Origin of the sequence: Salinibacterium amurskyense (assembly GCF_002797685.1) — a bacterium.
Taxonomy (GTDB): domain Bacteria; phylum Actinomycetota; class Actinomycetes; order Actinomycetales; family Microbacteriaceae; genus Rhodoglobus; species Rhodoglobus amurskyensis.
This window is the reverse complement of sequence record NZ_PGFH01000003.1, coordinates 132,697-148,969: the sequence shown is the minus strand read 5'-3', so window position 1 is coordinate 148,969 and position 16,273 is coordinate 132,697. Positions and strand designations below refer to the sequence as shown.

Annotated in this window: 16 protein-coding genes; 4 read left to right on the top strand and 12 right to left on the bottom strand. The window is 62.7% G+C overall.

The window, feature by feature from the left end; all coding sequences use genetic code 11:
* Positions 1 to 15: 15 nt before the first annotated feature.
* The 5 genes from CLV85_RS12800 to CLV85_RS12780 are packed head-to-tail and all read right to left on the bottom strand — an operon-like array spanning position 16 to position 5,239.
* Positions 16 to 852 carry a CAP domain-containing protein gene (locus CLV85_RS12800; protein ID WP_100390027.1) on the bottom strand — a complete coding sequence of 279 codons (837 nt, stop codon included), beginning with the start codon at positions 850 to 852 and terminating at the stop codon, positions 16 to 18.
* Positions 853 to 910: 58 nt separating this feature from the next.
* Positions 911 to 1,768 carry an aldehyde dehydrogenase family protein gene (locus CLV85_RS12795; protein WP_100390026.1) on the bottom strand — a complete coding sequence of 286 codons (858 nt, stop codon included), beginning with the start codon at positions 1,766 to 1,768 and terminating at the stop codon, positions 911 to 913.
* Positions 1,765 to 3,276 (bottom strand): aldehyde dehydrogenase family protein, encoded by a 1,512-nt coding sequence (locus tag CLV85_RS12790; protein ID WP_100390025.1) that lies wholly within the window; start codon positions 3,274 to 3,276, stop codon positions 1,765 to 1,767. The genes CLV85_RS12795 and CLV85_RS12790 overlap by 4 nt, the downstream gene beginning before the upstream one ends.
* A gap of 8 nt (positions 3,277 to 3,284) precedes the next feature.
* The gene (gene deoC, locus CLV85_RS12785) at positions 3,285 to 4,298 is read right to left on the bottom strand and encodes a deoxyribose-phosphate aldolase (RefSeq protein ID WP_100390024.1); all 1,014 of its coding nucleotides are present in this window, start codon (positions 4,296 to 4,298) and stop codon (positions 3,285 to 3,287) included.
* Entirely contained in the window at positions 4,295 to 5,239 is a 945-nt protein-coding gene (locus CLV85_RS12780; protein WP_100390023.1) for a sugar-binding transcriptional regulator, read from the bottom strand. The genes deoC and CLV85_RS12780 overlap by 4 nt, the downstream gene beginning before the upstream one ends.
* A gap of 189 nt (positions 5,240 to 5,428) precedes the next feature.
* On the opposite strand from CLV85_RS12780, the gene CLV85_RS12775 reads away from it, so the two are divergent.
* Entirely contained in the window at positions 5,429 to 6,394 is a 966-nt protein-coding gene (locus tag CLV85_RS12775; protein WP_100390022.1) for an ROK family protein, read from the top strand.
* Here the strand turns inward: CLV85_RS12775 and CLV85_RS12770 are convergent.
* Positions 6,391 to 7,638, bottom strand: coding sequence for an MFS transporter (locus CLV85_RS12770; protein ID WP_100390021.1), 1,248 nt, complete (start codon positions 7,636 to 7,638; stop codon positions 6,391 to 6,393). The genes CLV85_RS12775 and CLV85_RS12770 overlap by 4 nt on opposite strands.
* Positions 7,639 to 7,728: 90 nt before the next feature.
* Between CLV85_RS12770 and CLV85_RS12765 the strand changes: the two genes are divergently transcribed.
* Positions 7,729 to 7,998: a hypothetical protein gene (locus CLV85_RS12765; protein WP_100390020.1), complete on the top strand. Its 270-nt coding sequence runs from the start codon at positions 7,729 to 7,731 to the stop codon at positions 7,996 to 7,998.
* Between the two features lie 9 nt (positions 7,999 to 8,007).
* Here CLV85_RS12765 and CLV85_RS12760 read toward each other — a convergent pair whose 3' ends face one another.
* The 4 genes from CLV85_RS12760 to truB are packed head-to-tail and all read right to left on the bottom strand — an operon-like array spanning position 8,008 to position 10,740.
* Positions 8,008 to 8,964 (bottom strand): bifunctional riboflavin kinase/FAD synthetase, encoded by a 957-nt coding sequence (locus CLV85_RS12760; RefSeq protein ID WP_100390019.1) that lies wholly within the window; start codon positions 8,962 to 8,964, stop codon positions 8,008 to 8,010.
* A gap of 1 nt (position 8,965) precedes the next feature.
* Positions 8,966 to 9,379 (bottom strand): hypothetical protein, encoded by a 414-nt coding sequence (locus CLV85_RS12755; RefSeq protein ID WP_100390018.1) that lies wholly within the window; start codon positions 9,377 to 9,379, stop codon positions 8,966 to 8,968.
* A 25-nt stretch (positions 9,380 to 9,404) separates the two neighbouring features.
* Positions 9,405 to 9,773 carry a hypothetical protein gene (locus tag CLV85_RS12750; protein WP_100390017.1) on the bottom strand — a complete coding sequence of 123 codons (369 nt, stop codon included), beginning with the start codon at positions 9,771 to 9,773 and terminating at the stop codon, positions 9,405 to 9,407.
* Positions 9,766 to 10,740, bottom strand: coding sequence for a tRNA pseudouridine(55) synthase TruB (gene truB / locus CLV85_RS12745; RefSeq protein ID WP_100390016.1), 975 nt, complete (start codon positions 10,738 to 10,740; stop codon positions 9,766 to 9,768). Before truB ends, CLV85_RS12750 begins: the two co-directional genes overlap by 8 nt.
* Positions 10,741 to 10,872: 132 nt before the next feature.
* Here truB and CLV85_RS12740 point away from each other — a divergent pair, with 132 nt between their 5' ends.
* Together CLV85_RS12740 and CLV85_RS12735 are read left to right on the top strand one after the other, a co-directional pair.
* Positions 10,873 to 11,877 carry a ketopantoate reductase family protein gene (locus tag CLV85_RS12740; protein WP_100390015.1) on the top strand — a complete coding sequence of 335 codons (1,005 nt, stop codon included), beginning with the start codon at positions 10,873 to 10,875 and terminating at the stop codon, positions 11,875 to 11,877.
* The gene (locus CLV85_RS12735) at positions 11,874 to 12,767 is read left to right on the top strand and encodes an HhH-GPD family protein (RefSeq protein ID WP_189621867.1); all 894 of its coding nucleotides are present in this window, start codon (positions 11,874 to 11,876) and stop codon (positions 12,765 to 12,767) included. Before CLV85_RS12740 ends, CLV85_RS12735 begins: the two co-directional genes overlap by 4 nt.
* A gap of 51 nt (positions 12,768 to 12,818) precedes the next feature.
* On the opposite strand, the gene rbfA is transcribed toward CLV85_RS12735, so the two are convergent.
* A complete protein-coding gene (gene rbfA / locus CLV85_RS12730; protein ID WP_100390014.1) occupies positions 12,819 to 13,319 on the bottom strand; it encodes a 30S ribosome-binding factor RbfA in 501 nt (166 codons plus the stop codon).
* 126 nt (positions 13,320 to 13,445) lie between these two features.
* On the bottom strand, positions 13,446 to 16,256 hold the full coding sequence (gene infB, locus CLV85_RS12725; RefSeq protein ID WP_100390013.1) for a translation initiation factor IF-2: 2,811 nt from the start codon (positions 16,254 to 16,256) through the stop codon (positions 13,446 to 13,448).
* Between the last annotated feature and the right edge of the window lie 17 nt (positions 16,257 to 16,273).

Genomic DNA, 16,273 nt, shown 5'->3' with positions numbered 1-16,273 from the left:
TCCGCCGCTGCTCTATTACTGACGGGCTCGACGCGCTACCGGTCGGCGCGATTTGATTCGACGCCAGAACAGGAACCAGGCCGCACCACCGACGGCAAGGATGCTGAAGAAGATTGTCCACGCGATCCAGGTGTAGTCGGGCTTCGCACCGTACACACTCGCTTGCAGTTCAGCTTGAGTGAGTGTCGGCGCTGCATCGGCATCGACTTGCCCCACGGTGCCTTCGCCAGCCGAGCTATCAGAGGACCCATCCGAGCCAGAGGACGATTCCGCCGAATCGCTCGCGCTCGGCGTTGCGGTGGGGGTCGGAGTTGCTGTTTCACTCGGATCATCCGCCGGCTCTGCCTTTGGTTCCGGCGCTGCAGCGGCAGGAGCGCTGGGGCCGGTGTGGCCGGTGTAGGTGGCAAACACCTGCACGCCCCACGTCGTTCCACCGCTCGAGTAGAACGCGATTCCGATGTCGGTGAACGCCCCCAGAATGTTCTCCCGATGGCCCTGAGACGCCATCCAGCCATCGTGCATGGCCTGTGCCGTGCGATATCCCTGCGCCACATTCTCGCCGGCAGAACGCCAGCCCGCCGGAATCTGCGTGGAGTAGTCGGGGTTGTGCGACATCGTGCTGCTCGCCGCCATCTTCTTGGCCCAGGCCAGAGCGACGGCGTCCATGTCCGCATTCCGAATGAGTCCCTGCTGACCGTTATCCCACCGGGCCTGATTAACAAGACCGTGGATGGTGTCAGCCTCGGCAGCTGAAGCGGGGGCAGCAGCGGCGACGGGGACTAAGAAAATCGCGAGAAGAAGGGCAAAAAATCCGCTGGCGATACGAGAGGGAGTGTGGCGTGAAAAAATCATTACTCAGCAAGTATCCGTAGATACGCGCGCTGGGCAACCCCCACGCCACACCTCTCGGCTAAATCAGAGACTTCGTGTGCCAGACCGTCTTCGTTTCGGTCCACTGAACGATGCGTTCGATGGACGGTGCGGGAACTCCCACGACCGGGCCTGAGACGCGCTTGAGCGTGTCGGCAGCCGCGATTTGAAGGTCAACCCACTCGAGCTGTTCTGCTCCGGCAAGGTCGAGACCATTGACATCCGCGTGGCTCGCAAGCCACGGCGCAATCTCGGCGGGCGAGCCCGTGAGGATGTTGACGGCTCCCCCGGGAACGTCACTCGTAGCGAGAACCTCAGAGAGGCTGATCGCACTGAGCGGAGCGTTCTGGTGGGCGACGACGACAACGGTGTTACCGCTGACGAGAGCCGGAGCGATGACGCTCACGAGGCCCAGTAGCGACGACGAGTCCTGCGGAGCAACGATGGCAATGACACCACTGGGCTCGGGAGTCGAGAGGTTGAAGTACGGGCCAGACACCGGGTTTCCGTTTCCGGCAACCTGCACGTACTTGTCAGCCCAACCGGCGTACCACACCCACGCATCGATAGCGGTGTCGACCTGAGTGGTCGCTGCCGACTTCGAGAGTGATTCGGTAGCCATGAGCTCGTCGACGAACTGCTCGCGACGACCCTCCAAGAGCTCAGCAATGCGGTAGAGCACCTGGCCGCGGTTGTAGCCCGTGGCGCCCGACCAACCGTTGACGGCCGCGCGGGCTGCAACAACAGCATCCCGAGCATCCTTGCGGCTAGCGAGCGAGGCATTCGCGAGGAACGCCCCCTTCTTGGTTGTCACTTCATAGGTGCGGCCGCTTTCGCTGCGCGGAAACTTGCCACCGATGTAGAGCTTGTAGGTCTTAGGAACCGTGAGACGGGTCATTTCTTGCCACCTTTCGTGACGGCGGGCGCGGCCCATCCAGCGGATTCTAGGTAAGCGGCCAGTCCGTGACGGCCACCCTCGCGGCCGTAGCCACTCTCCTTGTAGCCACCGAACGGCGACGCAGGATCGAAACGGTTGAACGTATTGGCCCAGATGACACCGGCGCGCAGCTTGTCAGCCACGGCGAGGATGCGTGAGCCCTTATCGCTCCAGATGCCCGCAGACAGCCCGTAAGGGGTGTTATTGGCCTTGGCGATGGCCTCGGCCGGCGTGCGGAACGTCAGAACGCTCAGAACCGGCCCGAAGACCTCTTCGCGAGCGATACGGCTCGAGGTCGAGACGTTCGTGAAGATCGTCGGAGCGAACCAGAAACCGTTCTCGGGGATCGCGCAATCGGCGGTCCAGCGCTCGGCGCCTTCGGCTTCGCCGACGTTGCTGAGTTCGCGGATGCGGTCGAGCTGAGCCTTGGAGTTGATCGCACCGATGTCGGTGTTCTTGTCGAGCGGGTCGCCCATGCGCAACGTAGAGAGTCGCGCCTTGAGGCGATCGACGACCTCGTCGTGGATGTTCTCTTGAACCAGAAGGCGCGAACCTGCACAGCAGACGTGACCTTGGTTGAAGAAGATGCCGTTGACGATTCCTTCGATGGCCTGGTCGATCGGAGCATCATCGAAGACGATGTTCGCGGCCTTGCCACCGAGTTCGAGGGTGACCTTCTTACCCGTTCCGGCAACCGACTTGGCGATTGCCCGGCCGACGCCGGTCGAGCCGGTGAAGGCAACCTTGTTGACGTCCGGGTGGTTGACGAGCGCCTGGCCCGTGTCTCCCGCGCCGGTAACGATGTTGACGACACCCTTGGGCAGGTCAGCCTGCTGCAGGATCTCGGCAAAGATCATCGCGCTCAGCGGCGTGGTTTCTGCCGGCTTGATCACGACGGTGTTTCCTGCGGCGAGCGCCGGAGCGATCTTCCACGCGAGCATGAGCAGCGGGAAGTTCCACGGGATTACCTGAGCGGCAACACCGAGCGACTGCGGGTTCGGTCCGAGACCGGCGTAGTCGAGTTTGTCGGCCCAGCCGGCGTAGTAGAAGAACCACGCAGCGACGAGCGGCACGTCAACGTCGCGGCTCTCCTTGATCGGCTTTCCGTTGTCGAGGCTCTCGGCAACGGCAAGCTCGCGAGCCCGCTCCTGCACGAGGCGAGCGATGCGGAAGAGGTACTTACCGCGGTCTGCGCCCGAGAGCTTCGACCAGGTGCGGTCGTAGGCCTTGCGAGCTGCAGCGACAGCGGCATCCACATCGGCGTTGTTGGCGTTGGAGATCGAGGCGATCTCCTTCTCGGTAGCCGGGGAGATCGTGGTGAACGCGTCGCCGCGGCCATCCACAAACTCACCATCGATGAAGAGACCGTAGTGCTTCTTCAGGTGCAGAACCGACGTCGATTCGGGGGCGGGAGCGTAGTCGAGAAAGCTCGGGGCCTTCGCGCTCACTGCTTTGTCATTCTCAGTCATGGTGTGCCTTAGTCAATCGTGACGTAGTCGGGGCCGGAGTAGTGGCCGGTGGTGAGCTTCTGACGCTGCAAGAGCACGTCATTGAGGAGACTCGATGCGCCGAAGCGGAAGAGGTGCGGCTGAAGCCATTCCTCGCCCACGGTCTCTGCAACGGTCACGAGGTACTTGATGGCATCTTTGGAGCTTCGGATGCCGCCAGCAGGCTTCACACCGATCTTTTCGCCGGTGAGCAGGTGCCAGTCGCGCACAACCTCAAGCATGAGCAGCGTGACGGGCAGGGTCGCTGCCGGCGATACCTTTCCGGTTGACGTCTTGATGAAGTCTCCGCCGGCCAGGATCGACAGCCACGAGGCTTTGCGCACGTTGTCGTAGGTGTTGAGTTCGCCGGTTTCCAAGATCACCTTGAGGTGAGCGTAGGTACCGTTCTCGCGGCGGCAGGCCTCCTTGACGGCCACGATCTGATCGAAGACGACACCGTACTTGCCGGAGAGGAAGGCGCCACGGTCGATGACCATGTCGATTTCGTCCGCGCCATTGGCGACGGCTTCTTTGGTGTCCATGATCTTGATCGGCAGCGACGAGCGTCCGCTCGGGAACGCGGTGGCGACGGCGGCAACGTTGATTCCGTTGTCTGAGCCGTTCGACCAGGCCGAGCCCAGGGCGTCTGCCGCGTAGGGAACCATGTCGCCATAGACGCACACTGCTGCAACCTGCGGGGTCAAGGCATCCGCGGGGTCGGGCAGCATGGCTTTTGCGGCGAGCGAGCGAACCTTGCCGGGGGTGTCTGCGCCCTCGAGCGTCGTGAGGTCGATGAGCTTGATGATGGTATCGAGAGCCCAGGCCTTTGACGTGGTCTTGATCGATCGCGTGCCCAGCCCCGCAGCACGCTGCTCAAGCCCGACCGCGTCGACGCCCGAGAGCCCCTCGAGGTGCAGCTTGAGTGACTTCTCGGTCAGATCTGAGCCGATGAGGTTGACCGCGCGCTCAGCAGGAGCGAGCGCGATGGCCTTTTCGATTGTCATGTGGTTTCCTCCAGAAGGGCGTGAGCGGTGGCCTCATCGGTGACGATGACGGAACACAACCCACTGGTAACGACGGCGCGCGCGACGTCATGTTTAGCGTCGCCAGCGACGACAAAAATTGCGTGCTCGGCAGCACGAAGCTCGTCAAGACCGAGACCGACAGTGCGCTCATCCAGAGCAGAGTCGACGATCTTGCCTGCACTGTTGATGTAGCGACCAACCACATCGCCCACGGCCCCCTTAGCGACGAGGTCATCGACATCGCTCTCGCTCAGGTAGCCGCTATCGACGTGAACCGAACTAGCACCGGCAACACCGGCGCTATACAAATAGGCGGATGCCGAAGCACCCAGAGCACGAACGCTCGCAACAGCCCGGTCGCGCTCAATCGCACGCTTCGTTTCGACCTGCTCCAGAATCGCGGGGATCGGCAGCAGCGTCGCTTGACCGTGTCCCTTCTGGGCAATGGTCACAGCAGTTTGGGCAGCGGTGCCTTGCTTGCTGTTGAGGCTCACACCACCATTGATCTGCACGACCTGCACGCCCACGGTCCAGCCGGGAGCAAGCAAGCGAGCAACCTCATCAAGCGTGCGCCCCCAACTCACACCGAGAGTGCGAGGCACAGGACGAACGGCAGCCAAGTAATCGGCAGCCGCTTGGGCCACGCGAGGGTTGACTTCTTCGTCGTCGGTGGGCAGCGGAACCACGACCGCGTCTTTCAGACCGAAGCGATCTCTCAGCTGGCGTTCGACATCCAGTCGACGGGCGCGGGGGTGAATGATCTCGATGCGAACGATGCCCGCTTCACGGGCGCGGGTAAGAAGGCGGCCCACTTTCCAGCGGGTTATACCGAGAAGAGCGCCGACTTCGTCTTGAGTCTTGTTCTCTTCGTAGTAGAGCTCGGCAACGCGCACGGCCAATAGCTCGGTTGATTCATCCACTGCTGCCTCCTCCCTCAACGATAGAGTCCTGCACACCGTGCTGCAACATATGCAGTAGTGCTTGCTCACATGAGCAGACACGGGGAGCAGCGAGTGCGCACATGCGCAGCCAACACCCCGAACCTGAACACCACACGAACGGGAGTCTGTGGGCGCAGCACTCCCCCTGCACCCAATAAGGTGGATGCCGTGACCACCACCACATCGAATCGCTATGCCCTCGCCATTGATATTGGCGGAACCAAAGTCGAGGCTGCCCTCGTCGACCCGAACGGTGTCGTCCTTGCGACAAGCCGCTTCCGCGCGCCCACGGGCCGCGCATCGTCGAGCGAGCAACTTGCCGAGAGCGTGCGCACGGTCGTGCGCCAATCGACCGCCGCTCTGCCCGAAGGCGCTGAACTCCTCGGCGTCGGCATCGGTAGCGCCGGCCCCATCTCGGTATCGCGCGGCGAAGTATCGCCCCTCAACTTGCCCGCCTGGCGCGACTACGGCGTGCGCGCGCTCGTCGAAGCAGAGCTCCCCGGAACTTCGGTAGCCCTTCGCGGCGATGGAAACTGCATCGCCCTGGCCGAACACTGGATTGGTGCTGCTCAGGGAGTGAAGTACTTCATGGGCATGGTCGTCTCGACCGGCGTTGGCGGCGGTCTCATTCTTGACAACCAGCTCATCGACGGCCCCACCGGCAACGGCGGCCACTTCGGTCACGTCGAAGTCGGCGGAGAAACCGTAGTGTGCGGCTGCGGCGGAACCGGCTGTGTCGAAGCGGTTGCCTCAGGCCCCAAAACTGTCGAATGGGCGCGAGCCCAAGGCTGGACCGGCTCGACCGGTGAAGAACTTGCCGCAGACTACGCCGCTGGGAACGACATCGCGATCAGCGCCGTACGTCGCTCGGCTCGTGCCGTCGGCCACGGAATTGCGTCAGCAACGGCCCTCGTTGACCTCGAACTCGTCGCCATCGGCGGCGGCTTCTCGCACGTGGCCGCCGACTACATCGACCTCGTTGCCGAAGCGATCACCGACCGCGCACCGTTCCCCTTCATCACGAAGGTGCGCGTCGTGGCATCCGGGCTATCCAGCGATGGCCCGTTGATCGGCGCTGCCGCTCTCGTGCATCACCCGGAGCGACTGAGCACGTCTGCACTCAGCTCGAGCTAGTCCTCGAGCGCCCCTACAGCAATCCCTAGTTCGTCTTCGACGAAGCTCGGGCGCGCCAGCATTACGGCACTGATGAGCGCCAGCAAGCTCGAGACGAGCAAGAACATCAACGGCCAGACCCAGCCACCGCTCAGTTCACGAACGAGCGCGACGGCGAAGGGGCCGAGAGCGGCAACCGTGTAGGCCACGCTCTGCACGAAACCGCTCAGCGCCGCTGATCCCTGATGACTGCGCGTGCGCAGGTTGATAAGCACGAGGCAGAGCGGGAACAGAATGGTGCCGAACCCGACGAGCACGACCCACAGCCATGTAAGCGTTGACGGGATGAAGGCGAGCCCAAGATAGCCGATGGCCCCGGCAAACACTCCCCCGGCCATGACGGCGCCAATGTTCGAGACCTTGCTGGCCAGAATCGGACTCAGGATGCCCAGCGGAATGCCAATGAGGCCGAAGAGCGAAAGCATCGCGCCCGCCTCGACGGGAGTGAACCCCGCTGATTCGATCAAAATCTCGGGCAACCAGGCGAAGAACGAATAGAACCCGATCGACGAGACGCCAAACGCAATCGTGATTGCCCACGCCGTGCGCGACTTGGCCACAGCCCACACCGAGATGCTGGATGCCACCGGGACCACTGTCGCGTCAAGGGCAGCGTTGCGCTTCACGCGACGGCCGCGCACCGTGAGCACAAGCCACGGGACGAAGGCCGTGAGCGCGAGCACTGCCCACACTGCGACGGATGCCCGCCAACCAGCGACCTCAGCCACCGGAGCCGCGAAGAAGGCAGGGATGGCGGCGCCCAAGGAGATGAGCATGACGTAACCACCGGTCACCGTCGCGAGACGGTCCGGGAAGTACTTCTTCACGGCCGGGGGCAGCAACACGTTACCGACGCCCATACCCGCAAGCGCGATGAGGCTACCGAGCGCCAAAAGAATGTAGTTGTCGCTGACCGCACGAAGCGCAGAGCCGGCAACCATGGCGGCCGCTGCAATCAGCAGACTCGCGTCGAGGCCGCGGGCGCGAGCGAGAGCCGGAGCGGCAAGTCCGGCGATTGCAAAGGCAATCGGAGGCAGCATCCCGAGCACGCCAAGCCCGAGGCTGGAGATCGGAATGTCGTTCTCAATGATGCCGATAATCGGCGAGATGGCGGCAACCGCGGTGCGCACGTTCAGCGCGACGAAAAGGATGCCAGCAAGCGCAAGAAGGCGCCCCCTCCAGAGGGTGCGCGTGGGGGTAGTCATTCGCACGAGTCTACGGTGCGAAAACACCAACCCCTACGATGGTGGATATCGCCGACAACTCGTGTCGGCTGATATCTCAGGGAGACACACATGGGTAACAGCGGATTCGACCTCGGAGACATCGGCGACGTTGTCGGCGGCCTCGTTCAGGGTAAGGGCCTCGACACCGACGCTCTCGAGCCCATTTGGGAAGGCATCCAGCCGACGCTGCAGGGACTCGACACCGACACCATTCTCGAGACCATCGCCAACTGGGCGAAGGACCTCAACCTGCCCCTCATCGGCGATGTCCCCGACGACATCGTGGAGAACCTCAAGAACGGCGTAAAGGTTCCGCTCAACAAGCTCATCAAGGGCTAGTCGTACGACCTACTTCTTGGGCGTCTCTTTCGCGGGGACGCCCAAGATTTCTCTCACGGCGACCTCGTCGAGACACATCTGATCGATGAGGGCTTCAACCGTTGTGTACTTGACCATCCCGCGCACATATTCGACGAATTCGATCTCGACTCGCTTGCCGTAAATGTCGAAATCTTGGTCGAGAGCGTGGGCTTCTACTTGCTTCTCAGGCACCCCGTCAAAAGTCGGGTTGTTGCCGATAGAGACAGCGGCGGCGAAGCGAACGCCGTCAACCACGAGCCACGCGGCGTAGACGCCATCGGCCGGAATGAACCCTTCCGAGTTGCGATCGAGATTAGCGGTCGGATACCCGAGCTCGCGCCCGCGCTGTTGGCCGAGCACGACGACGCCCCTCACAGAGTGAGCTGCCGTGAGCAACTGCGCAGCCTCAGCCACCCGACCTTCCGACAGCAGTTCACGCACGAAAGTGGACGAGACCCGGCGGCCCTCTTCGAGAGCGATGTCGTCAATGACGACAACCTCGAAGCCATGCACTTCGCCCAGTTCGCGCAGTAGTGCCACGTCGCCAGCGCCGCGAGCGCCGAAGCGGAAATCAGCACCGACAAGAACAACCTTCGTGTCGAGCGCCCCGGCGAGTACCGTCGAGACGAAGTCCTCGGCCGAGACCTCGCTGAGCGCCCGGTCAAAGGTCAGCACGAGCGAGCCGTCGACGTCGGTCGTGGCCAGACGCTCAAGCTTTTGTTCCTTGCTCAGCAAGGGTTGCGGGCATGCAGCGGGGTTCAGCAAGCTCATGGGGTTGCGATCGAACGTGACCACGACCGAACGCAATCCGCGGTCAGCCGCGACCTCACGCAGACGCGCGAGCACGGCACGGTGACCGCTGTGCACGCCGTCGAACTTGCCGATCGTGATGGCGACCGGGCCGTACGCCTCGGGTACGGCATCCAGTGATTCGAAGAGATCCATATCAGCGACGCCCCTCAGCGATACGTACCCGGTACAGCCAGATAAGGCCAAGCACGGGAAGAGCGAGTGGGATGAAGAGGTAGCCAGCTCCAAAAGCCGACCAGACGGTGTCTGCTGGGAACAGCACGGCATCCACGAGGCTGAGCGTGCCGACTGTGATAACTCCTACAAGTTCAAACACGATCGCGACAACGGCAACTCGATACCACGTGCGCCCCGAACGGATCAGCGCAACAGTCGCAACGATGTACACGAGCCCGGCTACCGCCGACAAGAGATAGGCGAAGGGAGCCTCGTCAAACTTCGTCGCAATCTGAAACAGCGAACGCGCGGTAGCGCCCAACGCCATCACGGCGTAGACGGCAATGAGTACTCGGCCAATACCCGAGGCAGTCGAAGAACGTGTGCTTGTCATCTCTCTCAACTTTAGGCGCTCTTGGCTAGGCCAATTGCACAAACCAGATCTGGCTCATGCGGTAGACCATCACAGCGATCGACAAACACGCGACCCCCAGAATCACGGTGCTCCAGCGGTTGCGTTCGATGAGGCCCCACATAACGGCGGCGGGTGGAATCAGGATGGCCGACACCAGGTAGATCCAGAACTCAAGGGCGCTACCGGTAGCCACGTTGCCCAAGAAAGGAGCGACGATGGCCATGACGAGCTGCACGATCAGCAGTGCTTCAACGAGGAGCGTTGCCCCCAAGGAATAATCGTTGGGCGTGACCTTGGCAAAGCCGGCGATAACGGCGGCCGTTCCGGCCAGAACCGCAATGACTACTTGCACCCACACAAACCACTCAACCATTGTTCGGGGTTCCTTCCTCAGAAGCGGGCTCGCCCTCAGTAGCAGTATGCTCCTGAGGTTCGAGAGGCTGCGCATCGCGCGGGAAATTAGAGAGCACGCGGGCGCGCCCATCAACGATGTGGATGAGCCCCTGAAGGCGACCATCGGGCGCGAGCGCGGCGATGGGTGATGCTTGCTGCGGTTCAAGCGCGATTCGCTTGCCGTCGGAGAGATCTTTCGACTGCTCGGCATCCAGCTGCACGGTCTCGAAAAGTTGGGCAGCGACCACGGCAGGAGCAACCAACTGCGTCTCCAGATCGGAATCGAGAGCGCTCGCGTTCTCCACAGAGAACGGGCCAACCTTGGTGCGGCGCAACACCGTCAGGTGCCCACCGACGTTGAGCGCCTCGCCGAGGTCACGAGCCAGTGCCCGGATGTAAGTGCCCGACGAACAATCGACCAGAACCTTTAGATCGATGAACTCTCCGCGCGCGGTCTCGAGCACTTCGAAGCGAGAAACAGTGACCGTGCGCTCTGCGAGAACGACGTCTTCGCCTGCTCGCGCCAGAGTGTACGCACGCTTGCCATCAACCTTGATGGCGCTGACGGAACTCGGGCGCTGCGAAATAGCTCCGGTGAGGTTGGCGACGGCGTGCGCGATGTCTTCGTCGCTGACAGCGGCGAGAGCCGCGGCATCCACCGGTTCAGAAAGCTCGCCTTCGGCGTCGTCGGTGGTGGAGGATGCTCCCAGTCGAATCGTCGCGGTGTACTGCTTATCGAGGCCGACGAGGTAGGTGAGTAGTCGCGTGGCGTTGTTCGCCCCGAGAACGAGGAGCCCTGTCGCCATCGGATCGAGAGTGCCAGCGTGCCCAATTTTGCGGGTGCCGACCGACTTGCGGGCGCGCGAGACAACGCCGTGACTCGTGATGCCCTGGGGCTTGTCGACAAACAAGATTCCACTGGCAGGATTGCGCGGCGGCTTAGCCATGCGATTCCCTCCACCCTGGCGACCCCGGATGGGTAGCCCATCAACTTTAGCCAATTCTGACGCCGCCTACGCGCGCGTGTCCCTGCACCGCCCTGACGAGATATCTTCATCCGCTGCGCCTAGACTGCCGCTATGCGAATCGGCATTATTGGGGCAGGTGCCGTCGGCGGCGCAATTGCAGGATTACTCGCGCGCGCCGGCAATGATGTCGAAGTCACGGCACGTGGCGCCCACCTCCACACCATTCGAGAGTCAGGCCTCACGCTCACAGGAGCGTGGGGCGATAGCGTGTCCCGGGTCCGTGCCGCCGCAACCCTCAGCCGCGTCAACGAACTCGTCATCGTGGCCACGAAAGCGCACGACGCCGAACAAGCCCTTCGCGACAATATTCGTTTCGTGCGCGATGTTCCTGTCGTCATCTTCCAGAACGGTCTCGACTCCCTCGAAACCGCTGCCCACGCCTCGCCGCGATCCGACATCATTGGCGGGCTCGCCACCTTCGCCTCCTCGTTCCTCTCCCCCGGCACCATCCACGTGACTGCTGCGGGCCCGAGTTACCTCGGCGTTGCCGGCGACAACGACGTGCCTGCTCGCTACGCCGCTGACGTGCTCAACGCCGTTATGCCCACCTTTGCCGTGCCGAACTTTCGCGGTGCTCAGTGGACCAAGCTCGTCATCAATCAGGTCAACGCGCTCCCCGCCATTACCGGACTCAGCGTGCAACAGGTCATCGCCGACGCCCGGCTGCGTCGCATCATGACCGCAAGCATGCGCGAGACCGCCAAGATCGCTCTCGCCCAAGGAATCCGTTTCGAGACCCTCCAAGGACTCTCCCACCGTCGCCTGCGCAAGCTTGCGAGTTCGCCACTGTGGTTGGGCCAGCTCATCCCGCGGGCGATGAGCCGGCGCATGGGCCGTACCCCGAACCCTGGCTCCACCCTGCAGAGCATTCGTCGCGGCCAACCGAGCGAGGTGGATGCCCTCAACGGTGCCGTAGTGCGAGCAGCGCAAGAAAGTGGTCGCGAAGCTCCCGTGAACGCGCTCATGGTCGAGCTTGTGCACGACGTCGAAGCCACCGGCAACTTCCTGAGCATCGACGACGCCGTAGCACGGTTTGCCGCCGCAACACAGCAGTGACCGCTGCTGCACCTGCGCCGGATCGCGCTGAACTTTCGCGCCAGATTCGCGAGTGGTTTGCTGAAGCCGGGCGTGACCTGCCCTGGCGTCACGACGATTTTGGCGCGTGGGGCATTCTCGTCAGCGAGATCATGCTGCAGCAGACTCCCGTGGTGAGGGTGATCCCTCGCCTCGAGCAGTGGCTTGAGCGGTGGCCGACGCCCGCAGCGCTTGCTGCTTCTGCTCCAGGCGATGCGGTGCGAGCGTGGGAGCGCCTTGGCTATCCCCGACGCGCCCTCAATTTGCATGCCGCGGCGACCGCGATCGCTGAGCAGCACGACAACGTGGTGCCCGAAGACGTGCCGACCCTCTTGGCGCTGCCCGGCATCGGCGACTACACCGCACGGGCTGTGGCCGCTTTCGCCTACGGGCACCGGCATCCGGTGGTCGACACCAATGTGCGACGAGTCATCGCTCGAGCTGTAGATGGCGTTGGGGAGGCCGGTCCTCCGTCGACCAAGCGCGATCTCGCAGCAATGGAACTCCTGCTCCCCGAGGAACGTGCTGCCGCTCAAGCAACGAACGCCGCCGTCATGGAGCTCGGCGCTATTGTCTGCACCGCCAAGAAGCCGCTGTGCGAGCAATGCCCCGTACGTGATCTCTGTGCGTGGCGTACCGCGGGCTACCCGGCCTACGAGGGCAAGAAGCAGGTCGTGCAGAAGAAGTTTGAAGGCTCGGATCGCCAGGTGCGCGGGCTCATTCTCGCCGAGCTGCGCGCGAGCGATATCCCCGTGACGGCAGCCGAAATTGAGCAGGTCTGGGCGGATGCCGCCCAGCGAGAGCGCGCACTGGCTGGGCTTCTGAAAGACGGACTCGCCGTCGCCGAAGGCTCGGGCTACGTTCTGCCCTAGGGCGACCGCTGAGGAGCACACAAACCGCTTAGGCGGCCTGAAGGAGAACGCTTAAGCGTTACCGCTGACGTAGTGACCGTCTTCGTCATCATCGTCGTCGTCGAAGCCAGCGGCCTCTTCTTCGGCGGCGATGTCGCGCGGCTTCACGTAGGGGTCTTCGTCTCCCGCGTACTGAGCGGTCTTCTTGAGCGCCTCAACAGAAGCATCACGCTTGTGCGCTTCGGTGAGAAGCGAGTCGATGAGCGCCGCGTTCTCGGGGATGCCATCGGCAATGAACTGAATCGACGGAGTGAGACGCGCGGTGAGGTTCTTTCCCACTTCGCGGCGCACGAGCCCGGTCGCCGACTGAAGAGCGGCGGCACTTTCGGCACGTTCTTCGTCGCTGCCGTAGACCGTGTAGAACACGGAGGCGTGCTGGAGGTCGCCGGTTACCCGAACGTCAGTGATGGTCACGAAACCCAAGCGAGGATCTCTGATGCCACGCTCAAGCGTCTTGGCAACGATTACCTTGATGCGGTCCGCCATTTTCGCGGCGCGAGCTGCGTCAACCATCTCTACTCCTTCTATAACGTTCACTGCCTCGGGGTGTACCGAGGCGTTGACGGCAACCTGAGCAGGAAGCTTGCGGAGCCTGTGTAGCTCCGCTTCCTGCTCAGGTTGCCGTCAGAAGCCAACAGGCTAGACCCGCGGCTTTTCCTTCATTTCGATTGTCTCGATCTCGTCACCGATTTGGATGTCGTTGAACTTACCAAGACCGATACCGGCTTCGTAGTCGGTACGAACTTCAGTGACGTCATCCTTGAAGCGACGCAGCGAGTCGATAGCGAGGTTGTCGCCAACGACGACACCTTCGCGGATAACTCGTGCCTTGGCGTTTCGCGTGATCGTTCCCGAGCGCACGATGACACCAGCGATGTTTCCGACCTTGGAGGAGCGGAAGATTTCGCGGATCTCTGCAACACCCGACTGCACTTCTTCGAATTCCGGCTTGAGCATGCCCTTGAGCGAGCTCTCGACGTCTTCGAGTGCGGCGTAGATGACCGAGTAGAAACGTACGTCGACACCTTCGCGAACGGCGCGCTCGCGTGCCTTCGGGTCGGGGCGAACGTTGAATCCAATGATGATGGCGTTGTCGACGGTCGCGAGGTTGATGTCGCTCTCGGTGACAGCACCCACACCACGGTGGATGATGCGCAGCTGTACGGAATCGTCGACCTCGATCTTGAGGAGCGACTCTTCGAGGGCTTCAACAGCACCCGATACGTCACCCTTGATGATGAGGTTGAGCGATTCGACCTTGCCGTCTTCGAGGGCCTTCGTGAAGTCCTCGAGGCTGATGCGCTTGCGGCTACGAGCCAGCAGGGCGTTACGCTCTGCTGCTTCGCGCTTCTCAGCGATCTGGCGAGCCATACGGTCGTCATCGGTAACCAAGAACACGTCGCCGGCCTTGGGTACGGAGGTCAGACCGAGCACTGCAACGGGGCGCGAAGGCTCCGCATGAGTAACCGATTCGCCGTTTTCGTCGAACATTGCACGAACGCGACCGTAAGCGGTACCCGCAACGATGGGGTCTCCCACTTCAAGCGTTCCCGACTGGATGAGCACGGTAGCAACAGCACCGCGACCCTTGTCGAGCTTGGCTTCAATCGCGACACCACGAGCATCCTTGTTGGGGTTTGCGCGCAGGTCGAGTCCGGCATCCGCCGTCAGGAGCACAGCATCAAGCAGCTCGGTGATACCGACGTTGTTGAGCGCCGAAACGTCCATGAACATCGTGTCTCCACCGTATTCTTCGGCAACGAGGCCGAATTCGGTGAGCTGCTGGCGAACCTTTGCGGGGTTGGCGCCTTCTTTATCGATCTTGTTGATCGCGACAACGATCGGAACGTTGGCTGCCTGAGCGTGGTTGAGTGCTTCAACCGTCTGGGGCATGATTCCGTCGTCTGCTGCAACCACGAGGATCGCAACGTCGGTTACTTGAGCACCACGAGCACGCATTGCGGTGAACGCTTCGTGACCCGGGGTGTCAATGAACGTGATCGGACGTTCGATACCGTCGTGCTCCTTGACGACCTGGTACGCACCAATGTGCTGCGTGATGCCACCGGCTTCGCCAGCAACAACGTTGGCGTTACGAATGGAGTCGAGCAGCTTGGTCTTACCGTGGTCGACGTGACCCATGACCGTGACAACGGGAGGGCGAACGACGAGTTCATCGTCCGATTCGTCTTCCAGCTCTTGGTCGAGGTCCATGTCGAAGCCGAGCAGCAGTTCGCGGTCTTCTTCTTCAGGCGAGACCATTTCGATCTTGAACCCGAGCTCCTCGCCCAGGATGTCGAAGGTCGCCTCATCGAGGGACTCGGTTGCTGTCGCCATTTGTCCCAAGTGGAACAGAACGGTGACGAGGTTTCCGGGGCTCGTGTCGATCTTGTCGGCGAAATCGGTGATCGAGGCACCACGACGAAGGCGAATTACTTCCTTGCCGTTTCCGCGCGGGACGCTAACGCCACCAAGCGAAGGTGCTTCTCTCAGTTCGAACTCTGCCCGCTTCGCCCGCTTCGACTTACGTGCCTTGCTCTTGCCGCCACCGCGACCGAAGGCACCTGCGGTACCTCCACCGGGACCACGGCCGCGGCCGCCTCCTGGTGCACGGTTAGGACCAAAGTTGTTCGGTGCTCCACCGGGACGGAATCCGCCACCAGCTGCGCCGGGACGGGCACCAGCACCTGCTCCACCGGGACCGCCGGGGCGCTGACCGAAGCCACCGGGACGCTGGCCCTGGCCAGGTCCACCGGGACGCGGAGCGCCGGGGCGCGGCGAACCGGGACGCGGAGCGCCCGGACGAGGTGCACCGGGACGCGGTGCGCCCGGACGAGGAAGTCCGGGGCGAGGTGCGCCGGGACGAGGAATTGAACTTGCACCGCCGGCGGGTGCCGGACGACCCATTCCCTGGTTAGAGGCGAAGGGGTTGTTTCCCGGACGGGGCGTACCCGGACGAGGAACGGCGGAGGGGCTCGGCGCGTCGGCCGCTCCCTTGGGCTTCGCACCAGACTCGGCGGAAGCCTTCTCAGCAGCTGCCGCCTTCTCGGCGGCAAGAGCCTGTGCTTGACGCTCAGCGACCGTCAACGGAGCGGGAACCGCTCCCTCTTCTGGCTCGCGAGGCTGCTCAGGTTCTGGTGCCGCAGCGGGTGCTTCCTCAGCAACGTTCGCCGGGGTCGGTGCACTGGGCATGGGGGTCTTCGGCTTAGGCGTCGCTTTCGCGGCGGCCTTGGGTGCGGCCTTCGGAGCAGCCTTGGGCTTCTCTTCTGCGGCCGGTGCCTTCGCGGCGTCAGCCTCGAGAGCAGCCTTCAACCGTCGGGCGACGGGGGGCTCAATGCTCGAGGATGGGCCCTTAACGAATTCGCCCATTTCTTTGAGCTTCGCTAGGGCAGCCTTACTATCGACGCCAGCTTCGGCGGCGACTTCGTGTACGCGTGGTTTTGCAGCCACTTTTCTCCTGTCTGGGT

What these genes read in the sequence shown, in the direction of transcription:
- CLV85_RS12740 (WP_100390015.1), top strand. Translation starts at nt 10,873, where the DNA reads ATGCGAATCGGCATTATTGGGGCAGGTGCCGTCGGCGGCGCAATTGCA.
- rbfA (WP_100390014.1), bottom strand. Translation starts at nt 13,319, where the DNA reads ATGGTTGACGCAGCTCGCGCCGCGAAAATGGCGGACCGCATCAAGGTA.
- truB (WP_100390016.1), bottom strand. Translation starts at nt 10,740, where the DNA reads ATGGCTAAGCCGCCGCGCAATCCTGCCAGTGGAATCTTGTTTGTCGAC.
- deoC (WP_100390024.1), bottom strand. Translation starts at nt 4,298, where the DNA reads ATGACAATCGAAAAGGCCATCGCGCTCGCTCCTGCTGAGCGCGCGGTC.
- CLV85_RS12765 (WP_100390020.1), top strand. Translation starts at nt 7,729, where the DNA reads ATGGGTAACAGCGGATTCGACCTCGGAGACATCGGCGACGTTGTCGGC.
- CLV85_RS12790 (WP_100390025.1), bottom strand. Translation starts at nt 3,276, where the DNA reads ATGACTGAGAATGACAAAGCAGTGAGCGCGAAGGCCCCGAGCTTTCTC.
- CLV85_RS12795 (WP_100390026.1), bottom strand. Translation starts at nt 1,768, where the DNA reads ATGACCCGTCTCACGGTTCCTAAGACCTACAAGCTCTACATCGGTGGC.
- CLV85_RS12800 (WP_100390027.1), bottom strand. Translation starts at nt 852, where the DNA reads ATGATTTTTTCACGCCACACTCCCTCTCGTATCGCCAGCGGATTTTTT.
- CLV85_RS12755 (WP_100390018.1), bottom strand. Translation starts at nt 9,379, where the DNA reads ATGACAAGCACACGTTCTTCGACTGCCTCGGGTATTGGCCGAGTACTC.
- CLV85_RS12750 (WP_100390017.1), bottom strand. Translation starts at nt 9,773, where the DNA reads ATGGTTGAGTGGTTTGTGTGGGTGCAAGTAGTCATTGCGGTTCTGGCC.
- CLV85_RS12760 (WP_100390019.1), bottom strand. Translation starts at nt 8,964, where the DNA reads ATGGATCTCTTCGAATCACTGGATGCCGTACCCGAGGCGTACGGCCCG.
- CLV85_RS12770 (WP_100390021.1), bottom strand. Translation starts at nt 7,638, where the DNA reads ATGACTACCCCCACGCGCACCCTCTGGAGGGGGCGCCTTCTTGCGCTT.